Origin of the sequence: Kitasatospora sp. NPDC057500, assembly GCF_042802195.1 — a bacterium.
Taxonomy (GTDB): domain Bacteria; phylum Actinomycetota; class Actinomycetes; order Streptomycetales; family Streptomycetaceae; genus Kitasatospora.
Genome location: NZ_JBHVER010000164.1, coordinates 1 through 18,610 on the forward strand (window position 1 = coordinate 1; position 18,610 = coordinate 18,610).

Annotated in this window: 18 protein-coding genes; 8 read left to right on the plus strand and 10 right to left on the minus strand. The window is 74.1% G+C overall.

Features of this window, described 5'->3' with window-relative positions:
* Window positions 1–13 precede the first annotated feature (13 nt).
* Window positions 14–2,407, minus strand: coding sequence for a transglycosylase domain-containing protein (locus ACFU74_RS27780; RefSeq protein WP_380761527.1), 2,394 nt, complete (start codon window positions 2,405–2,407; stop codon window positions 14–16).
* 195 nt (window positions 2,408–2,602) lie between these two features.
* The gene (locus tag ACFU74_RS27785; RefSeq protein ID WP_380761555.1) at window positions 2,603–3,673 is read right to left on the minus strand and encodes a hypothetical protein; all 1,071 of its coding nucleotides are present in this window, start codon (window positions 3,671–3,673) and stop codon (window positions 2,603–2,605) included.
* A gap of 119 nt (window positions 3,674–3,792) precedes the next feature.
* Here ACFU74_RS27785 and ACFU74_RS27790 point away from each other — a divergent pair, with 119 nt between their 5' ends.
* Window positions 3,793–4,809, plus strand: coding sequence for an SPFH domain-containing protein (locus ACFU74_RS27790; RefSeq protein ID WP_380761529.1), 1,017 nt, complete (start codon window positions 3,793–3,795; stop codon window positions 4,807–4,809).
* Window positions 4,806–5,723, plus strand: coding sequence for a hypothetical protein (locus tag ACFU74_RS27795; RefSeq protein WP_380761531.1), 918 nt, complete (start codon window positions 4,806–4,808; stop codon window positions 5,721–5,723). The genes ACFU74_RS27790 and ACFU74_RS27795 overlap by 4 nt, the downstream gene beginning before the upstream one ends.
* A gap of 115 nt (window positions 5,724–5,838) precedes the next feature.
* On the opposite strand, the gene ACFU74_RS27800 is transcribed toward ACFU74_RS27795, so the two are convergent.
* The 3 genes from ACFU74_RS27800 to map all read right to left on the minus strand — a co-directional run bounded on the left by ACFU74_RS27800 (window position 5,839) and on the right by map (window position 8,528).
* On the minus strand, window positions 5,839–6,681 hold the full coding sequence (locus ACFU74_RS27800) for a universal stress protein (protein WP_380761533.1): 843 nt from the start codon (window positions 6,679–6,681) through the stop codon (window positions 5,839–5,841).
* On the minus strand, window positions 6,674–7,606 hold the full coding sequence (locus ACFU74_RS27805) for a universal stress protein (protein ID WP_380761535.1): 933 nt from the start codon (window positions 7,604–7,606) through the stop codon (window positions 6,674–6,676). The genes ACFU74_RS27800 and ACFU74_RS27805 overlap by 8 nt, the downstream gene beginning before the upstream one ends.
* A gap of 154 nt (window positions 7,607–7,760) precedes the next feature.
* On the minus strand, window positions 7,761–8,528 hold the full coding sequence (gene map / locus ACFU74_RS27810; RefSeq protein WP_380761557.1) for a type I methionyl aminopeptidase: 768 nt from the start codon (window positions 8,526–8,528) through the stop codon (window positions 7,761–7,763).
* A 79-nt stretch (window positions 8,529–8,607) separates the two neighbouring features.
* Between map and ACFU74_RS27815 the strand changes: the two genes are divergently transcribed.
* Window positions 8,608–8,883 (plus strand): helix-turn-helix domain-containing protein, encoded by a 276-nt coding sequence (locus ACFU74_RS27815; protein ID WP_380761537.1) that lies wholly within the window; start codon window positions 8,608–8,610, stop codon window positions 8,881–8,883.
* A gap of 45 nt (window positions 8,884–8,928) precedes the next feature.
* Here ACFU74_RS27815 and ACFU74_RS27820 read toward each other — a convergent pair whose 3' ends face one another.
* From ACFU74_RS27820 to ACFU74_RS27835, 4 genes are all read right to left on the minus strand, one after another.
* Complete coding sequence (locus ACFU74_RS27820) at window positions 8,929–9,699, minus strand: SDR family NAD(P)-dependent oxidoreductase (RefSeq protein ID WP_380761539.1); 771 nt, start codon at window positions 9,697–9,699, stop codon at window positions 8,929–8,931.
* A 92-nt stretch (window positions 9,700–9,791) separates the two neighbouring features.
* The gene (locus ACFU74_RS27825) at window positions 9,792–10,382 is read right to left on the minus strand and encodes a TetR/AcrR family transcriptional regulator (RefSeq protein ID WP_380761541.1); all 591 of its coding nucleotides are present in this window, start codon (window positions 10,380–10,382) and stop codon (window positions 9,792–9,794) included.
* An 89-nt stretch (window positions 10,383–10,471) separates the two neighbouring features.
* Window positions 10,472–10,768, minus strand: coding sequence for an MTH1187 family thiamine-binding protein (locus ACFU74_RS27830; RefSeq protein WP_380761543.1), 297 nt, complete (start codon window positions 10,766–10,768; stop codon window positions 10,472–10,474).
* 84 nt (window positions 10,769–10,852) lie between these two features.
* Window positions 10,853–12,370, minus strand: coding sequence for a SulP family inorganic anion transporter (locus ACFU74_RS27835; RefSeq protein WP_380761559.1), 1,518 nt, complete (start codon window positions 12,368–12,370; stop codon window positions 10,853–10,855).
* Window positions 12,371–13,100: 730 nt separating this feature from the next.
* On the opposite strand from ACFU74_RS27835, the gene ACFU74_RS27840 reads away from it, so the two are divergent.
* Together ACFU74_RS27840 and ACFU74_RS27845 are read left to right on the plus strand one after the other, a co-directional pair.
* Complete coding sequence (locus ACFU74_RS27840; protein WP_380761545.1) at window positions 13,101–13,598, plus strand: pyridoxamine 5'-phosphate oxidase family protein; 498 nt, start codon at window positions 13,101–13,103, stop codon at window positions 13,596–13,598.
* 106 nt (window positions 13,599–13,704) lie between these two features.
* Complete coding sequence (locus tag ACFU74_RS27845; protein ID WP_380761547.1) at window positions 13,705–14,193, plus strand: glutathione peroxidase; 489 nt, start codon at window positions 13,705–13,707, stop codon at window positions 14,191–14,193.
* Between the two features lie 33 nt (window positions 14,194–14,226).
* Here ACFU74_RS27845 and ACFU74_RS27850 read toward each other — a convergent pair whose 3' ends face one another.
* Window positions 14,227–15,147, minus strand: coding sequence for a LysR family transcriptional regulator (locus tag ACFU74_RS27850; RefSeq protein WP_380761549.1), 921 nt, complete (start codon window positions 15,145–15,147; stop codon window positions 14,227–14,229).
* A gap of 96 nt (window positions 15,148–15,243) precedes the next feature.
* On the opposite strand from ACFU74_RS27850, the gene ACFU74_RS27855 reads away from it, so the two are divergent.
* The 3 genes from ACFU74_RS27855 to ACFU74_RS27865 all read left to right on the plus strand — a co-directional run.
* Window positions 15,244–15,948, plus strand: coding sequence for a succinate dehydrogenase cytochrome b subunit (locus tag ACFU74_RS27855; protein ID WP_380761550.1), 705 nt, complete (start codon window positions 15,244–15,246; stop codon window positions 15,946–15,948).
* Window positions 15,945–17,891, plus strand: a complete 1,947-nt coding sequence (locus ACFU74_RS27860; protein WP_380761551.1) for a fumarate reductase/succinate dehydrogenase flavoprotein subunit — start codon at window positions 15,945–15,947, stop codon at window positions 17,889–17,891. The genes ACFU74_RS27855 and ACFU74_RS27860 overlap by 4 nt, the downstream gene beginning before the upstream one ends.
* A partial coding sequence (locus ACFU74_RS27865) for a succinate dehydrogenase/fumarate reductase iron-sulfur subunit (protein WP_380761553.1) occupies window positions 17,888–18,610 on the plus strand: 723 nt, incomplete at its 3' end. The genes ACFU74_RS27860 and ACFU74_RS27865, both read left to right, overlap by 4 nt.

Below are 18,610 nucleotides of genomic sequence, written 5' to 3' on the forward strand. Positions count from 1 at the left end.
GTGCCGAACGGGTTCAGCCGTCCTGGTGCTGCTCCTCGGGGGGTGCCTGCTCGCCCTGCGGCTGCTCCTGCTCCTGCTGCTGCGGCTGTTCCTGCGGAGGCTTCGGCTCCTCCTGCCGGGTCTGGGGCTGCGGCTGGGCCGGCTGGGTCGGCCGCGGGTTGGGGTTGCGCGACGGCCGGGTGGGCGTCTGGGGCCGTCCGGGCCAGGTCGGGGCGACGTCGGTCGGTGAGCCGCTGCCCGAGCCCGGGCTCGCCGAGGGGTCCTGCTTCGGCGCCGGGTCGGGGATGTGGACGGTCTCGAACTCCTTCTCCGGCATGCCCCGGACGGCGTCGTTCATCGCCATCTGCCAGATCGGCCCGGGCCCGGTGGCGCCGAAGACCTCGTCGAACCACTTGCCGCCGATCCGGATGTTGCGCATCTTCACGCCGCCGGCCGGGCCGCCCAGCCAGACCGAGGCGGCGAGGTTACCGGTGTAGCCGCTGAACCAGGCGGACTTCTTCTCGTCGGAGGTGCCGGTCTTGCCGGCGATCTGGCGGTCGTCGGCGAGGCCGAGGTCGCGCCCGGTACCGCCCTTCTCGGTCACGCCGAGCAGCACGGTGTTGATGACGTCGGCGGTGCTCTCGGAGAACACCCGCTCGCACTTGGCGGGACTGACCGGGACCTCCTTGCCGTCCATCGTGGTGATCCCGCTGATCGCGACCGGCGTGCAGTAGGTGCCGCGGTTGGCGAAGGTCGCGTAGACGTTGGCCATCACCAGCGGGCTCACCTCCTGGGTGCCCAGGCCCAGCGCGGGCAGTTCCTCCAGCGGCTTGCCGCTCGCCTTGGTCAGCACGCCGAGCTTGTTGGCCATCTGCTTGACCGCGCAGAGGCCGATCTCCTGCTCCATCTGCACGAAGTAGGTGTTGACCGAGAGCGCCATCGCCGCCTTGAGCTCGTACGGGCCGACCTCGCCCGCCGACTCGTTGGGGACGGAGCCGCCCTTCTTGCCCTTCTCCAGGTTCTTCCAGGTGCCGTCGCAGGTGCTCATCGTCGGCCAGTCCATCTTGTTCGGCGACGGGTAGGACTGGGTGGAGGTGAGCCCCGCCTCCAGGCCGGCGGCGGCCACGATCGGCTTGAAGTTGGAGCCCGGCTGGAAGCCGTTGCCGCCGCCCATCGCCGCGTCCACGTTGTAGTTGACGACCGTCTGGTTCTTGCCCGGGTCGATCCCGTACGGACGGGTCTGGGCCATCGCGAGGATCTTCCCGGTGCCCGGTTCCACCATGGTGATCGCCGCCGACACCTCGTCGGTGACCTTCACCTTGCTGGTCACCGCCTTGAGCGCGGCCGCCTGCTTGACCGGGTCGAGGGTGGTGTGGATGGACAGGCCGCCCATGTCCCACAGCTTCTTGCGCTCGGCGGCGCTCTTGCCGAAGACCGGGTCCTGCTTGATCACGTGCTTGACGTAGTCGCAGAAGAAGCCCATGCCCGCGTCGGCGGTGATGCAGCCGTTCTGCGGGGCCTGGTAGTGCAGCACGACCGGCCCGGTCTTGGCCTCCTTGGCCTGCTCCGCGGTGATGTGCCGGTTCTCCAGCATCTTGTCGACCACGGTGTCGCGGCGCTTGCGCGAGGCCTCGGGGTGCGCCTTGGGGTCGAACTGGGAGGGGTTCTGCACCAGTCCGGCCAGGGTGGCCGCCTCGGCGACGGTGAGGTCCTTGGCGTTCTTGCTGAAGTAGCGCTGGGAGGCCGCCTGGATCCCGTACGCCTGCTGGCCGTAGTAGGTGATGTTCAGGTAGTTGGTGAGGATCTGGTCCTTGGTCAGCTCCTCCTCCAGCTTGATGGCGTACTTCAGCTCCTGGATCTTGCGGCCCAGGGTCTTGCGCTGGGCCTCCCGGACCGCCGCCTTGTCGTCGCCGGCCTTCTCGACGTTGACGTTCTTCACGTACTGCTGGGTCAGGGTCGACGCGCCCTGCACGGCGGTGCCGCTCTCCGCGTTCTTGGTGATCGCCCGCAGGACGCCCTTGAGGTCGACCGCGCCGTGCTCGTAGAAGCGCGCGTCCTCGATGTCCACCTGGGCCCGGCGTATCAGCGGGCCCATCTCCTCGGCGGTGATCACCCGGCGGTCGCGCTCGTAGACCTTGGCTATCTGCTGGCCCTTGGCGTCGTATATCCAGCTGGCCTGGGTCAGCGGCGGGGTCTTGAGGTCGTCGGGGATGGTGTCGAACTCCTCCACGGTGCCCTTCATCCCGAGCCCGAGCGCACCGGCGGCGGGCAGCGCGATGCCCGCCAGCAGGACGCCCGCGAGAGTGCTGTAGCCGAGGAACTTCACGCCGTGGCCGAGCAGGCCGAGCGGGGTCTCGCGGCGCCGGGGGCGCGGCACCCAGGTGTCGAGGGGCTCCGGGGAGGGCGTGCGGCGGCTTCTCCGTGACATAGTCGGAACACTACGTCCACGAAAACCGCCTGTGGGGCCGGTGTTGGCCAACCTTTGTCACAAATCGGCGACAGATCGGCACTGTTGGGCATGGCGGGACGGTCGGCTCGGGGCCGGGGCCGGTCGGGAAGGGGTCGTTCGCCGACGTTCGACCGCGCAGGGGGCCGGCCGGACCGTTCGGGCGGCGCCGCGCCGTCAGCCCTCGCGCTTCCTGCGCCGCAGCCCGAACACCGCGCCGGCCACCGCGAGCAGGAACGCCACCCCGAGCACCTGGTCGCCGGTGCCGGCCGGGGAGGAGGGCGGGTTGCCCCCGCCGCCCCCGCCGGCCCCGCCGCCCCCGCCGGCCTCGGGCGGCGAGGCGGACGCCGGGGCGGACGGGGCGGGCGTGGCGCTCGGCTGCGGTGCGAGCGTGTCGGGCAGTTGGTCGTCGTCCAGCGGCGACCGCCAGACCGGGCTGTCCTTGCCCTCGGTGCCGTAGAGCAGTGCCCGGCCGTCGGCACTGAAGGTGACCGACTCGCCCTGGCGCTGGAACGGCGTGGAGAGCGACTCGCCCCCGCTCGGCGCGCCGTCCTTCCAGCGGTAGAGGGTGGCCGAGAAGTAGCCGCGCAGCACCAGCCGGGTGCCGTCCGGCGAGAAGGCGCCGTCGGTGGTCCACGGGGCGTCGGCGATCCGGCGGAAGGTGTTGACGCCGGTCGCGGAGAGCTGCTCGGGGCCCTGGTAGAGGCCGTCGCCGCCCTGCTTCTTGCCGGCGATGTAGGCGCGACCGGTCACCGGGTGGACCATCAGCGCCTCGGCGTCGCGCGGGCCGTCCTCGTAGCGGACCTTGTAGCGGGTCACCTGCACGGTCTGGTCGTGGAGTTCGGCGGGCTCGGCGAAGGCGTAGATCCAGACCTCGGGCCACTTGCCGCCGAGGTTGTCGCCGATGTCGCCGACGTAGAGCCGGCCGTCCGGGCCGAGCGAGACCGCCTCGACGTCGCGCGGCTCGACGCCGCGCAGGGTGACGGTGGCGACGGTGCGGCCCCGGGAGTCGACGGCGTAGACGTAGGGGCCGTCGTCGCTGTCGTTGTGCGTCCAGTAGACGCCGGGGTGGCGCCGACTGGCCGCGAGACCGCTGGACTCGGTGATCCGGGGGTCGCCGATGGTGAACGCCTCACCGCCGCCGTCCGCCGCGCGGGCCGGCGGGGCGCCGAGCACGGCGGTGCCGCAGGCCGCGGCGGTCGCGCAGGCGGCGGCCAGCAGCGCGGCGGGGAGCCTCGTCGTTCGCATCCTCAGCACCGGTCGATCCTCCCACGCGCCCCGGCCCGGGGACCGGCCGGACCTTTTTCGTCATCTTGACGAGAATAGGTTCCGGCCAATACCGTCATCACGACGATAAGGAGCTGTCCATGGCCGACATCACCAAGCGCTTCGGGCTGCGCCACCTGCGCGCCCTGCCCACCGCCCACATCCGCCACGTCCGGCGCGGCCGCCTCACCCACGACGGCACCGGCCTCGCCTTCTGGTTCCGCCCGCTCACCGCCGCGCTCTCCGAGGTCCCGGTCGACGACCGCGAGCTGGCCATGCTCTTCCACGCCCGCACCGCCGACTTCCAGGACGTCACCGTCCAGGGCACCCTCACCTACCGGATCACCGACCCGGCCACCGCCGCCGCCCGCGTCGACTTCGGCATCGACCCCGACACCGGCGCCTGGCGCTCCGCCCCGCTCGACCAGCTCGCCACCCTGCTCACCGAGACCGCCCAGCAGCACGCGCTCGGCCTGCTCGCCCGCACCCCGCTCGCCGCCGCGCTGGCCGACGGCGTCACCGCCGTCCGCGAACGGATGGCCGCCGGGCTCGCCGCCGAACCCCGGCTGGCCGAGACCGGGCTCGCCGTCATCTCCGTCCGGGTGGTCGCGCTGCGTCCCGAGCCGGAGGTGGAGCGCGCGCTGCGCACCCCCGCCCGCGAGCTGGTCCAGCAGGAGGCCGACCGGGCCACCTTCGAGCGGCGGGCCGTCGCCGTCGAGCACGAGCGCGGAATCGCCGAGAACGAGCTCGCCAACCGGATCGAACTCGCCCGGCGGCAGGAGCAGCTGATCACCCAGCAGGGCGCCAATAGCCGGCTCCAGGCCGAGGACGAGGCGGTCGCCGACCGGATCCGCACCGACGCCGAGGCCCAGCGCCGCACCCGCCTGGCCGGCGCCGAGGCCGAGGCCGCCCGCGCCCTCGGCGAGGCCAAGGCCGCCGCCGAGGCGGCCTGGCTGGCGGCCCACCAGCAGGCCGACCCGGCCGTGCTGCGGGCGCTGGCGCTGATGCGCCTCGCCGAGCACCTGCCGCGGATCGACAGCCTCACCCTGACGCCGGACGTGCTCACCGGCCTGCTCGCCAAGCTCGGCGCGACCGGCGGCGAGGGGGCGGCGCGATGACGCTCGCGCCCCGGGTGGTCCTGGTCCACCGCCGCACCGAGTACCAGGAACTGCTCGACCACCACGGCACGCCAGGCCAGGCCGCGTACTTCCTGAGCAGCCGCGGCCGGTCGGTCGAGGAGATCGAGTTGCGCCACCGGCGGCAGGGCCTGGCACTGGCCGAGGCGGCCGGCGCGGTGCCGCTCGACTGGCGGCGCACCCGGGTCGAGCGCGCCGACCTGCCGCGGTTCCTCTTCGAGCCGGAGGACGTGGTGGTCGTGGTCGGCCAGGACGGCCTGGTCGCCAACGTCGCCAAGTACCTGGACGGCCAGCCGGTGGTCGGCGTCGACGCGGAACCCGGCCGCAACCCCGGCGTGCTGGTCCGCCACCGGGTGGCCGACCTGGCGCGGCTGCTGCCGGCCGCCGTCGGCCCGGGCCGTGAGCGGCGCACCGAGGAGCGGACCATGGTGGAGGCGGTGGCCGACGACACCCAGCGGCTGCTGGCGCTCAACGAGGTGTACGTCGGCCAGCCCGGGCACCAGACGGCCCGCTACCGGCTGGCCGTCGAGGAGCCGTCCGCCGGTGCCCCGGACGAGGGCGAGCCGCAGGCCTCGTCCGGCGTCCTGGTGGGGACCGGGACGGGCGGTACCGGGTGGTGCCGCTCGGTCTGGCTGGAGCGCGGCGGCCCGCTCGCGCTGCCGGAGCCGGGCACCCCGGCGCTCGCCTGGTTCGTCCGCGAGGCCTGGCCCTCCCCCGCCACCGGCACCGGGCGGGTGCACGGGCTGCTCGACGCCGGCCGCCGGCTGGTCCTGACGGTCGAGTCGGACCGCCTGGTGGCCTTCGGCGACGGCGTCGAGAGCGACGCGCTGGACCTGGCCCGGGGCCAGAGCGTGCGGGTGGGCGTGGCCGCCGCCCGGCTGCGGCTGCTGGGGTGAGGCCCGGCCTCCGCGGCCGGGCCTCCGCGGGCGGGCCTCCGCGGGCGGGCCTCCGCGGCCGGGCGTCACCGGTCAGGCGTCCCGCAGCCGGGCCTCACCAGCCAGGCGTCACCGGTCAGGCGTCCGCCGTGCGCTCCTCCGGGCGGCGGACCACGACCACCGGACAGTGCGCGTGCTGGATCATCGCCTGGCTGGTGGAACCCAGCAGCAGGCCCGCGAAGCCGCCCCGGCCGCGGGCGCCGAGGACCAGCAGCTGCGCCTCACGGCTCGCCTCGATCAGCGCCGGCCGGGTGTGCGCCTCCACGACCTCGGAGCGCACTTCGACGTCCGGGTACTTCTCCCGCCAGCCGGCCAGGGCCTCCGCGAGCGCCCGTTCCTCCTGGTCGGGCCAGCTCGTGCTCGGGTGCGCGATGTGCAGGGCGGTCAGCGGGGCACGGCGGGCGGAGGCCTCGGCGAAGGCGAAGCCGAGCGCCTCGGCGCCCACGCCGGTGCCGTCCACCGCGGCCAGCACCGGGCCCTGCGGGTCCGGCCGGCCACGGACGATCAGCACCGGGCAGTCGGCGTGCGCGGCCAGGTGCACCGCCACCGAACCGATCAGCAGCGCGCCGAACCGGCCGAGCCCGCGGCTGCCGACCACCACCAGGGCGGCCTCCCGCGAGTGGCGGGCGAGCACGGTCAGCGGCTCGCCGGTGAGCAGCTCGGTCTCGACCTCCAGCTCCGGCTCCAGCGCCTCGACCCGCGCCCTGGCGTCCACCAGGATGCCCTCCGCCTGGTGCCGCAGCCCGCCCTCCGGCGGGCCCTCCTGGGCCGGGCCGAGCGGTACCCGCATCAGCGGCCAGATGAACGCGTGCACGATCCGCAGCCCGGTGCCGCGCAGCCGCGCCTCGCGGACCGCGACGTCCACGGCGGCCAGGCTCGCCTCCGAGCCGTCGACACCCACCAGCACCCGGTCACTCATCGCCGACCTCCTGCTCCCGCTTCTCGTCCCGCTCGTAGGGGACGACGGCGACCGGGCAGGGCACGTGGTGCAGGACGGCGTGCGCGACGGCGCCGACGTGCGCGCCCAGCGGCGAGCGGCGGACCCGCCGCCCGATCACCACCAGCTCCGCACCCGCCGCGCGATCGGCGAGCACCTTGGCCGGGCGGGCGTTCACGGCCTCCTCGACCACCTCCACCTGCGGGTGCTTCTCCCGCCACGGCTTGACCACCCGGGCCAGCTCGCCCTTGGCGTACACCAGCATCTCGCCGGTCACGTCGACGCTGGCCGCGATGCCCGCGTACTGGTACGTCGCCGGCAGCGTCCACGAGTAGACGGCCCGCAGCCGCAGGCCGCGCCGCTGCGCCACCTCGAAGGCGTGGGCGAGCACCGCGTCGGCACCCTCGAACGGGTCGACACCGACCACCACCTCGCGCGGCCCGGCCTCGGCCTCCTCCCCCTCCTCCTCGCCGCGGCGCACCAGCACCACCGGGCAGTCCGTCCGGGCGAGCACCCGCTGGCTCACCGACCCGACCAGGAACCCGGCCACCGCGCCGAACCCGCGCGAGCCCAGCACCAGCAGTTCCGCCGGCGCCCCGTCCGGCTCCTGCGCCCCGCTGACCTCGTCGACCAGCGCCCTCACCGGATCATTCGGCACCTGCACGGCCTGGACCACCAGCTCCGGCCAGCGCTCCTTCACCCGCAGCTCGGCGTCCCGCAGCGTGACGTCCGCCTGCCGCCGGGCCAGATCCACCGTCCCCAGCACCGACAGCGGCGTCACCACCGGCGGCCACGCCAGCACCACCTTCAGCGGCGTCCCGCGCCGCGCCGCCTCCTCCGCCGCCCAGTCCAACGCGGCAAGGCTCTCGGGCGAACCATCGACACCGACGACGACGGACCTTGGCATGACGACCTCCGGCAGTTGCGAACGGGTTGCGGCCGGGCCGGGTGGAGGCCCGGCCGCACCCACCACCCTTCCCGCCCCCGACCAGCACACCCAGGGTCCAAGGTCCCCGCAACCCGGCCGACGGTCCCCTCGGCGCTCCCGGGCCCGGCGGCACTCAGGGGAGGGTGAGGATGCGGGGGCCGGACTCGGTGATGGCGACGGTGTGTTCGATGTGGGCGGCGCGGGTGGCGTCGGTGGTGCGGAGGGTCCAGCCGTCGGGGTCGGTGGTGTGGGTGTCGGTGCCGCCGGCGATCAGCATGGGTTCGATGGCCAGGACCAGACCGGGCTTCAGGGGGAAGCCGCGGCCGGGGCGGCCCTCGTTGGGGAGGTGCGGGTCCTCGTGCATGCGACGGCCGATGCCGTGGCCGCCGAAGCCTTCGAGCAGGCCGTAGCGGGCGGTGCGGGCGACCGTGCCGACGGCGTGGGCGATGTCGCCGGTGCGGTTGCCGACCAGGGCGGCGGCGATGCCCGCCTCCAGGGCCCGGCGGGTGGTGTCGATCAGGCGGAGGTCCTCGGGGCGGGGCGTGCCGACGGTGAAGCTGACGGCGGCGTCGCCCGCCCAGCCGTCCAGGACGGCGCCGCAGTCGATGCTCACCAGGTCGCCGTCGCGCAGCCGGTAGCCGTCGGGGATGCCGTGGACCACGGCGTCGTTGACGGAGGCGCAGATGACGGCCGGGAACGGCACGGGGGCGAACGACGGCCGGTAGCCGAGGAACGGCGAGGTCGCCCCCGCCTCCCGCAGCACCCCGCGGGCCACCTCGTCCAGTTCCAGCAGGCTCACCCCGACGGCGGCGGCCCGTTCCACCTGCGCGAGCGCCGTGGCGACCACCCGTCCGGCCTCCCGCATCGCGGCCAGTGCCGCCTCCGACTTGAGCTCCACCACGACGTCCTCCGACCCGTTCGATCCAATTCTTATACCGGTATTTGTATCACGGTCAATGAGGTGGCCTACCATCGGGGGCATGGTGAGGACTCCGCTGACCCCCGGGGAACGCGAGCGCGGCGAGCGCTTCGGTGTGCTGCTGCGCGAGGCGCGGGGCGGGCGCAGCATGGTCGAGGTGGCGGCGGCGGCCGGGGTGTCGGCCGAGACGCTGCGCAAGATCGAGACCGGGCGGGCGCCGACGCCGTCGTTCTTCACCGTCACGGCGCTGGCGTACGCGCTGGGCCTCTCGCTGGACGAACTGGCCGCCGCCTGCGCGGCCCCCGTCGAGGACGAGGGCCAGGCGCTGTCGGCCTGACGCGGCGGCGGCCGGCGGTCCGGCGGGGCCGGCGGGGTCGGCGGCTCAGGCGGTGATGCCGCCGTCCAGGACGAGGTCGGCGCCGACGGTGAAGGCGGACTCCTCGGAGGCGAGGTGGAGGACGGCGGCGGCGACCTCCTCGACTGCGCCGGCGCGGCCGGCCGGGACGCTGTCCTTCATCCGGTCGGCCTTGTCGGAGGCGCTCTCGCCGGGCTGGGAGGACATCGTGGTGTCGATCGGGCCCGGGCTGACCAGGTTGATCCGCACGCCGTCGGCGATGTGGTCGCGGGCGGCGCTGCGGGTCAGGGTGGCGACGGCGGCCTTGGAGACGGCGTAGGCGCCGAGGTTCTCGACCCGCAGATGGGTGCCGAGGTTCGAGGAGATGTTGACGATCGCCCCGCCGCCGTTCGCGCGCAGATGGGCGATCTGGTGCTTCATCGCGTACCAGGTGCCGGTGAGGTTGGTGTCGATCAGCCGCCGCCACTCCTCGTCGGCGACGTCGGCGATCGGGCCGAGGCCGCCGAGGACGCCCGCGTTGTTGACCGCGACGTCCAGGGCGCCGAGGTGCTCGACGGTCTCGCGCACCAGGCGGGCGGCGTCGGCGGCGTCGGAGACCGAGCCGGTCAGGGCGACGGCGGTGCCGCCCTCCCGCTCGACGAGCGCGACGGTCTCGGCAAGCGCGCTCGCGGTGCGGCCGGCGACGGCGACGCGGGCGCCCTCGCGGGCGAAGGCGAGGGCGACGGCTCGGCCGATGCCGCTGCCGCCACCGGTGACCAGGACGGACTTGCCGGTGAAGCGGGTGGTGCTGCGGGTCATGCGAGTGCTCCTCGATCGAGGGTCTAAATTGACCGTTCGGTTCAGAATAAGGACAGCAGAAAGAGCATGAGCAGGAGAGAGTGGGCGGCCGTTCAGTCCAGCAGGGCCAGCGCCTGCTCGGCGGCGTCGCGCAGCCGGGCCGAGCCGTCGCCGGCCTTGCCGATCACCCGCATGCCCTGGAACAGCACCAGCAGCATCCGGGCGAGCGCCTGCGGGTCACGGCCCCCGGACAGTTCGCCCTGGGCCTGCGCCCGGACCAGCGCCGCGGTCAGCACGGTCTCCAGGTGCTGCAGACTGGCCTCCACCCGGCGGGCGGCGTCCGGATCGTGCGGGGCCAGCTCCACCGCGGTGTTGGTGACGAAACAGCCCCGCCGCCCGCCGCACTCGCCGGCCGCGGCGGATTCGCCGGCGAAGCGGCGGACCAGGGCGCGGACGGCCGGGAGGACCGGCCCGGGCTGCGACAGCTCGGTCAGCAGCGCGGGTTGCTGCTGCTGACCGTACCGCTCCAGCGCGCGCAGGTAGAGCTCGCGCTTGCTGCCGAAAGTGGCGTAGACGCTGGCGCGGGCGATCCCCAGGTGATCGACCAGGTCGGCCATCGAGGTGGCCTCGTAGCCGCGCCGCCAGAACAGCTCCAGTGCCGACTGGAGTGCCGCGTCGGGGTCGAATTCCTTGGTTCGCGCCATGCCTGAAAGGTAGTCGATTCCAGATCGATCGGTCAAGAAAGAAGCCGGGAAGCCGACCCGCCCGGTCGGGACGGGTCGGCGCGGACGGTTCAGCCCTCGGCGAGGTGGCGTTCCACGGTGGCGACCTTGCTGGTCAGGCCGTCGGTGACCCCGGCGCGGTCGTCGATCTTGATGACGGTGCTGACCCGGTTGCTGTAGGCCTTGACCGCCTCGATCGCCTCCCGGACGACCGGCATCACCTCGTCCCACTCGCCCTCGATGCTGGTGAACATGGCGTCGGTGCGGTTGGGCAGCCCGCTCGCGCGGACCACCTTCACGGCGGCGGCGACCGCCTCCCCCACGTCCTCGCCGACCCCTAGCGGGGTGACCGAAAAGGCTGCGATCACGGCTGCGTCTCCTCCCAGTGCGGGCCGATGGCCGGGCGGCCCCGGTCGACCGCCCAGCCGTGGGCCACCAGGCTAGCGAGCGGATCAGACGACGGTCGGCAGCGGCGGGTCGACCGCCAGCGGGGCGGAACTGCGGGCGCGGTGCTGGGCCGCCCAGGTGGTGAGGGCGACCGTGCAGGCGTGGTCGAGGTGGCGCAGCCCGGACCAGTCGAGCTCGACCGGCCGGTCCGCCGGGAGGCGTTCGAGGGTGTCCAGCAGCCGGGGCAGCCGCAGGAAGGTGGCGTTGCCGCTCAGCCGCACGCGCAGCGGGCGCTCGCCGGTGCCGGGGGCGGCCGGCGGTTCCTCCACACCGATCTGCAGGTGGGAGGTCTGCCAGGCGGACTTGGCGACGGCGAGGCCGACGCCGATCAGCACCCCCTCGAACAGGTCGGTGGTGATCACCGAGACGGTGGTGACGACGAGCACCGCCGCCTCGCCCCGGTGGTCGCGGCAGAGCGCGGCGATCCGCCGCAGCGGGACGAGCTTGGCCCCGGCATGGACCAGGACGGCGGCCAGCGCGGTGAGCGGGACCAGGTCGAGCACGCCGGGCAGCAGGGCGGTGAACAGCAGCAGCCAGCCGCCGTGCATCACCCGGGAGGCCTTGGTGCGGGCGCCGGCCTGGACGTTGGTCGCGCTGCGGACGATCACGGCCGTCATCGGGAGCGCGCCGAGCAGGCCGCAGAGGGTGTTGCCGACGCCCTGGGCGGTGAGTTCGCGGTCGTAGTGGGTGCGCGGGCCGTGGTGCATCCGGTCGACGGCGGCGGCGCTGAACAGGGTCTCGGCGGAGGCGATCAGGGTGAAGGCGAGGATGGTGCCGACGCCGGCCGTGGTGGCCAGGGCGCCGAGCGCGGCATGGTCGGGCAGCCGGACGACGTCGAGCAGGCCGGCCACCTCGACCCGGGCCACCGGCAGGTCGGCGACGGCGGTGACGACGGCCGCCAGGCCGACGGCACCGAGCGGGCCGGGCAGCGCGCGGGCGAGGCGCGGCGGCAGGTACTTCCAGGCGACCAGCACCAGCAGGGTGGCCGTGCCGAGCGCCACCGCGCTGGGGTTGGCGGCCCCGGTCGCGGCGTCGCGCAGCAGTGCGGGCAGGCCGGCGATCTTCTCCGGCCCCGACCCGGGCCCGCGGCGGTCGGCGAGCGCGTACAACTGGCCGAGCACCAGGGTCAGGCCGATGCCGGCCAGCATGCCGTGCACCACCGAGGCCGACATGGCCCGGAACCAGCGGCCCAGCCGCAGGGCGCCCATGGCGAGTTGGAGCAGGCCGGTGAGCAGGACCAGGACGCCGAGGGCACCCAGGCCGTACTCCTGGACGGCTTCGTGGACGAGGACGGTCAGGCCGGCGGCCGGGCCGCTGACCTGGAGGCTGCTGCCGGGCAGGGCGCCGACCACCAGGCCGCCGACGATGCCGGTGACCAGGCCGAGCTCGGCGGGTACGCCGGAGGCGACGGCGACGCCGACGCAGAGCGGGAGGGCGACCAGGAAGACCACCAGGGAGGCGGGCAGGTCGTGGCGCCAGGGCACGGCGCGCAGGACGGCGGCCGGGCGGCGGTGCGGCGGCACCCGGCGGGGGCGGGGGGTCGAGTCGTTCACCGGCGCACCCCCGGCGAGGCGGCAGGAGCGGCGTGAACGACGGCGAGGGCGGCGGTGGCGAGGGCGGCGGTGGCGGGAGCGGCGGGGCAGGCGGGCAGGGCACAGCGACAAGGCATGAGGAGCTTCCTTCCGCGCACCCGGCACGGCGGCGCGCCGCGGGCGGCGCATCGCTGCGGGTGCGTTGCTGCGGGTGCGGTGCTGCAAGGTGCGGCTGGTGGCTGCGGTGCTGCGGTGGCGGCTGGGACGCACGGGACGGGCCGGTCGGCGCGGCGGGCGTGCTGCGGGGACCCGACGGCCGGAGCACCCCCGCTCCCTGGACGGCCCCCAACCCCCTTGCCGTGACCCCTGTTGAACATGGCAACCATGACGGGTCCGGCGTGCCACCGACGGTACCCAGCACCCCGGAGCCGGCCAACCTCGCACACCATCCCTTCACCCGAGCGGCACACCGGGGGCGCTTCCGGGCCGGAATCCCGCCTTCGAGCGGGCACGCACGTTCGCCGGTCGAGCGGGCGGACGAACCCGCGCCCGCCCGCCGCACCGCCCACCGCCGCACCGCCGCCCCGACGCCGCCCCGACGCCGCCCCGACGCCGCCGGGCGTTCCGTCCGCAGGCGGTACGGGTACGTACCAGGGACCGCCCGCGCGCGACGTCCGCGCGCGGACCTTCCTGCCCGGGAGGCCCCACCGTGTCCTTCGCGATGACCCGTACCGCGTGCGAGCGCTTCCTGGCCGGCGTGCACGTCGGCGTCCTGTCCGTCGGCGGCGCCGAGCCCGGCCGAGCCCCGCTGACCGTGCCGATCTGGTACGCCTACCACCCCGGCGGACTGGTCACCGTGCTGACCGGCCGGTCGTCCGTCAAGGCGCGCCGGATCCGGGCGGCCGGCCGCTTCACGCTCTGCGCCCAGCAGGAGGAACCGCCCTGCCGCTACGTGAGCGTGACCGGGCCCGTGGTGGCGATCGAGGACGGCGTCGACCCGGACGAGCGCGCCGCGCTGGCCCACCGCTACCTGCCGCCCGCCACCGCCGCCGCCTATCTGCTGGCCACCGCCGAGCAGTTGACCGCGGACGTCACCGTCCGGATGCGGCCCGAGCGGTGGCTCAGCGCCGACTTCACCGCCGTCACCGAGCAGATAGCCGCCCTGGAGCGCGCGGCCGGACTGCCCTCGCCGGAACAGCCGCCGTCCGGGCGCGGTTGAGCGGGTGGGCGCGCCGGGCGGGATACCGTACCCGCGCGGGCCCGCCCGCCAGCGCACCACCGACAACCGACGACGACCTGCGATCCGCTCCGAAGGGGACCCCACCGTGAGCCTGTACGACATCCCGCTGCGCACCCTGTCCGGCGAGGCCGCCTCGCTGGCCGACTACAAGGGCAAGGCGCTGCTGATCGTCAACGTCGCCTCCAAGTGCGGCCTGACCCCCCAGTACGCCGGCCTGGAGCGGCTCCAGGAGCGGTACGCCGCGCGCGGCTTCACCGTCCTGGGCTTCCCCTCCAACCAGTTCGCCGGGCAGGAGCCGGGCAGCGCCGAGGAGATCCGGACCTTCTGCTCCACCACCTACGGCGTGACCTTCCCGCTGTTCGAGAAGACCGACGTGAACGGCGACGACCGGCACCCGCTGTACGCGCGGCTGACCGAGACGGCCGACGCCGAGGGCCGGGCCGGGGACGTGGCCTGGAACTTCGAGAAGTTCGTCATCGGTCCGGACGGCACCGTGGCGGCCCGGATCCGGCCGCGCACCGAGCCGGAGGCGGACGAGGTGACCGCCGCGATCGAGGCGGTGCTGCCCGGCTGAGCACGTCCGCGGCCGGGGGCCGGGCCGTCCGCTCTACAGGAGCAGCCTGGTCCCCGGCGGGAGTTCGCCGTCCCGGGCGGCGTCGTGCAGGTGCGCCAGCAGGGTCGCCCGCAGCGCCTCGGCCGCCCGGGTCGGCGGCACCTCGTGCCCGTGCGCGACGGCGATGGTGCGGCCGAGGCCCGGGCCGGCGAACGGGGTCACGGCGAGGCCCGAGCGGTGGGCGACCATGCCGGGCACCACGGCCGGCCCGAGCCCGGCCCGCACGAAGCCGAGCACCGCGTCCATCTCGCCGCCCTCGACGGCGAACTCCGGCTCGAAGCCGGCCGACCGGCACGCCGCCAAGGTGGCCTCCCGCACGTCGTAGCCCTCCCGGAACATCACCAGCGGCCGCCCCCGCAGCTCCGCCACCCGCACCGTGCGCCGGGCCCGCGGCCCGGACGAGACCAGCACCAGGTCCTCGTGCAGCAGCCCGGTGACGGCCAGCGCCGGCGCCGCCTCCCCGCGCGGCGGGGTGATGATCAGCGCGAGGTCCAGTTCCCCCTCCGCGAGCGAGCGCACCAGGTCCCGCGAGCCGCCCTCGCGCACCACCAGCGCCACGCCCGGGTAGCGGTCCCGGAACACCCGCAGGACGTCCGGCACCAGGCTGGTGCACAGGCTCGGCGGCGCACCGAGCCGCACCCGGCCGCGGCGCAGCTGCACCGTCTCCTGGACGGCCAGGCGGGCGCTCTCGGTGTCCGCGAGGATGCGCCGGGCGAGCGGCAGCAGGGCGTCCCCGGCGTCGGTCAGGGCGATGTTGCCGCGCGTGCGGTGGAACAGCTCGGCGCCCAACTCCCGTTCCAGCGACCGGATCTGTTGCGAGAGGGACGGTTGGGCGACATGTGCCGCCTCGGCCGCGCGGGTGAAGTGGCGGGTCTCGGCGACGGCCACGAAGTAGCGGAGTTGCTGGAGCTGCACACGGCCAGGATAGGCCGCTTCGATAGGCAACACCTATGGTGGCCAGCCGCAGCATGTCTTGGACGCACCCTCGCCCGCCTCCCTACCGTTGTCGCCATGACAACCGCGACTCGGACGGCCAGGCACCCGTCCACCCTGGCGACCCTGTGGCGGTCGACCGTCGGCAAGAAGGCGGTCATGGCCGTCAGCGGACTGGTCATGCTGCTGTACCTGGTCGCCCACATGCTCGGCAACCTCAAGGTCTTCTTCGGCCCGGACGACATCAACGGCTACGCGGCCTGGCTGCGCACCCTCGGACAGCCGTTCCTCGGGCACGAGTGGTTCCTGTGGATCGCCCGGGTGGGCCTGCTGGCCGCCGTCCTGCTGCACGGCGTGGCCGCGTACCAGCTGAGCCGGCGCGACCTCGCCGCCCGCCCGAGCAAGTACGCCCACCAGCGGCGGCGGGCGAGCTACGCGACCCGGACGATGCGCTGGGGCGGGGTGATCCTGGCGCTGTTCATCGTCTGGCACATCCTGGACCTGACCACGCTGACCGTGAACCCCGCCGCCGAGCACGGCCGGCCGTACCAGAACATCGTGGCGTCCTTCGGCACCTGGTACTCCTGCGTCATCTACGTCGTCGCGATGCTCGCCGTCGGCCTGCACATCCGGCACGGCTTCTGGAGCGCGGCGCAGACCCTCGGCGCCAACAACGCCCGCCGCCACCGCGCACTGAAGCTCACCGCCAACGGCCTGGCGCTGGTGCTGACCGCGGGCTTCCTGTCCGTCCCCGTGGCCGTGATGACCGGAGTGGTGAAGTGAGCGAGTACCCGGACTACACCGTCGGCGAGCCGATCGCCGACACCCGGGCCCCCGCGGGGCCGATCGAGCAGCGCTGGGACCAGCGGCGCTTCGAGGCCAGGCTGGTCAACCCGGCGAACCGGCGCAAGCACACGGTGATCGTGGTCGGAACCGGTCTGGCCGGCGGCGCGGCCGGTGCCACGCTCGCCGAACAGGGCTACCACGTCGTCCAGTTCTGCTTCCAGGACTCCCCCCGGCGGGCCCACTCGATCGCCGCCCAGGGCGGCATCAACGCCGCCAAGAACTACCGCAACGACGGCGACTCGATCCGCCGGCTGTTCTACGACACGGTCAAGGGCGGCGACTTCCGCGCCCGCGAGTCCAACGTGCACCGCCTGGCGCAGGTCTCGGTGGAGATCATCGACCAGTGCGTGGCCCAGGGCGTGCCGTTCGCCCGCGAGTACGGCGGCCTGCTGGACACCCGCTCGTTCGGCGGCGTGCAGGTATCCCGGACGTTCTACGCCCGCGGCCAGACCGGCCAGCAGCTGCTGCTCGGCGCCTACCAGGCGCTGTCCCGGCAGATCGCCGCCGGGAACGTGGAGATGCACGCCCGCACCGAGATGCTGGACCTGCTGGTGATCGACGGCCGGGCGCGCGGCATCGTCGCCCGCGACCTCGTCACCGGCGCGATCACCACCTACACCGCCGACGCCGTGGTGCTGGCCTCCGGCGGCTACGGCAACGTCTTCTACCTCTCCACCAACGCCAAGAACTCCAACGCCACCGCGATCTGGCGGGCGCACCGGCGCGGCGCGTACTTCGCCAACCCGTGCTTCACCCAGATCCACCCGACCTGCATCCCGCGCTCCGGCGACCACCAGTCCAAGCTCACCCTGATGAGCGAGTCGCTGCGCAACGACGGCCGGATCTGGGTGCCCAAGGCCAAGGGCGACACCCGCCCGCCGGCCGAGATCCCCGAGGAGGAGCGGGACTACTACCTGGAGCGGATCTACCCGGCGTTCGGCAACCTGGTGCCGCGCGACATCGCCTCCCGGGCCGCCAAGAACGTCTGCGACGAGGGCCGCGGCGTCGGCCCCGGCGGGCAGGGCGTCTACCTGGACTTCGCCGACGCCGTCCGCCGGATGGGGCGGGACGCGGTGGAGGCCAAGTACGGCAACCTGTTCGAGATGTACGAGCGGATCACCGCCGAGGACCCCTACCGGGTGCCGATGCGGATCTTCCCGGCGATCCACTACACGATGGGCGGGCTCTGGGTCGACTACGACCTGCGGACGACGGTCCCCGGCCTGTTCGCGATCGGCGAGGCCAACTTCTCCGACCACGGCGCCAACCGGCTCGGCGCGAGCGCGCTGATGCAGGGCCTGGCGGACGGCTACTTCGTGCTGCCGCCGGTGCTCAACGACTACCTGGCCGGTGAGCGGCTGCCCGCCGTCCCGGCCGGGCACGAGGAGATCGCCTCGGTGGAGGCCGAGGTCACCGACCGGCTCAACCTGATCCTCGCGGTGAACGGCGACCGCACGCCCGACTCCTTCCACCGCGAGCTCGGCGAGCTGCTCTGGGACGAGTGCGGGATGGCCCGCGACGAGGCCGGTCTGCGCCGCGCACTGGAGCGGATCCCGAAGCTGCGGGACGAGTTCTGGCGCCGGATCAAGGTGCCCGGCACCGGCCAGGAGCTCAACCAGTCGCTGGAGAAGGCCAACCGGCTGGTCGACTACTTCGAGCTGGCCGAGCTGATGTGCCTGGACGCGCTGCACCGCGCCGAGTCCTGCGGCGGCCACTTCCGCACCGAGAGCCAGACGGCCGAGGGCGAGGCCGCCCGGCGCGACGAGGAGTACTCCTACGCCGCCGCCTGGGAGTTCACCGGCACCGGTCGGGCGCCCGTCCTGCACCGCGAGCACCTCGACTTCGAGTACGTCCACCCCACCCAGCGGAGCTACGCGTGAACCTCACCCTTCGGATCTGGCGCCAGGCGGGCCCCGACACGCCCGGCTCGATGACCACCTACCAGGTCAGCGGGATCAGTCCGGACATGTCCTTCCTGGAGATGCTGGACACCCTCAACGAGGAGCTGATCACCCGGGGCGACACGCCCGTCGCCTTCGACCACGACTGCCGCGAGGGCATCTGCGGCGCCTGCGGCATGGTCATCAACGGCCAGGCGCACGGCCCCGAGCGGACCACCACCTGCCAGCTGCACATGCGGCACTTCCAGGACGGCGACACCATCGACGTCGAGCCGTGGCGGGCGGCGGCCTTCCCGGTGGTCAAGGACCTGGTGGTGGACCGCTCGGCCTTCGACCGGATCATCGGCGCCGGCGGCTACATCACCGCCCCGACCGGCAGCGCCCCCGAGGCGCACGCCACGCCCGTCCCCAAGGAGACCGCCGACACCGCCTTCGAGCACGCCGAGTGCATCGGCTGCGGGGCCTGCGTGGCGGCCTGCCCCAACGGGTCGGCGATGCTCTTCACCTCGGCCAAGGTGGTCCACCTGAACGTGCTGCCGCAGGGCGCGCCGGAGCGGAAGTCCCGGGTGCGGGACATGGTGGCCACGATGGACGCCGAGGGGTTCGGCGGCTGCACCAACACCGGCGAGTGCGCGACGGCCTGCCCCAAGGGCATCCCGCTGCCGAGCATCGCGGCGATGAACCGCGAGTTCCTGCGC

Excerpts from the sequence above, each read along its gene's own strand:
- ACFU74_RS27815 (WP_380761537.1), top strand. The coding sequence starts at position 8,608 with ATGGTGAGGACTCCGCTGACCCCCGGGGAACGCGAGCGCGGCGAGCGC.
- ACFU74_RS27790 (WP_380761529.1), top strand. The coding sequence starts at position 3,793 with ATGGCCGACATCACCAAGCGCTTCGGGCTGCGCCACCTGCGCGCCCTG.
- ACFU74_RS27780 (WP_380761527.1), bottom strand. The coding sequence starts at position 2,407 with ATGTCACGGAGAAGCCGCCGCACGCCCTCCCCGGAGCCCCTCGACACC.
- ACFU74_RS27800 (WP_380761533.1), bottom strand. The coding sequence starts at position 6,681 with ATGAGTGACCGGGTGCTGGTGGGTGTCGACGGCTCGGAGGCGAGCCTG.
- ACFU74_RS27805 (WP_380761535.1), bottom strand. The coding sequence starts at position 7,606 with ATGCCAAGGTCCGTCGTCGTCGGTGTCGATGGTTCGCCCGAGAGCCTT.
- ACFU74_RS27785 (WP_380761555.1), bottom strand. The coding sequence starts at position 3,673 with ATGCGAACGACGAGGCTCCCCGCCGCGCTGCTGGCCGCCGCCTGCGCG.
- ACFU74_RS27855 (WP_380761550.1), top strand. The coding sequence starts at position 15,244 with ATGACAACCGCGACTCGGACGGCCAGGCACCCGTCCACCCTGGCGACC.
- ACFU74_RS27825 (WP_380761541.1), bottom strand. The coding sequence starts at position 10,382 with ATGGCGCGAACCAAGGAATTCGACCCCGACGCGGCACTCCAGTCGGCA.
- ACFU74_RS27820 (WP_380761539.1), bottom strand. The coding sequence starts at position 9,699 with ATGACCCGCAGCACCACCCGCTTCACCGGCAAGTCCGTCCTGGTCACC.
- ACFU74_RS27795 (WP_380761531.1), top strand. The coding sequence starts at position 4,806 with ATGACGCTCGCGCCCCGGGTGGTCCTGGTCCACCGCCGCACCGAGTAC.
- ACFU74_RS27840 (WP_380761545.1), top strand. The coding sequence starts at position 13,101 with ATGACCCGTACCGCGTGCGAGCGCTTCCTGGCCGGCGTGCACGTCGGC.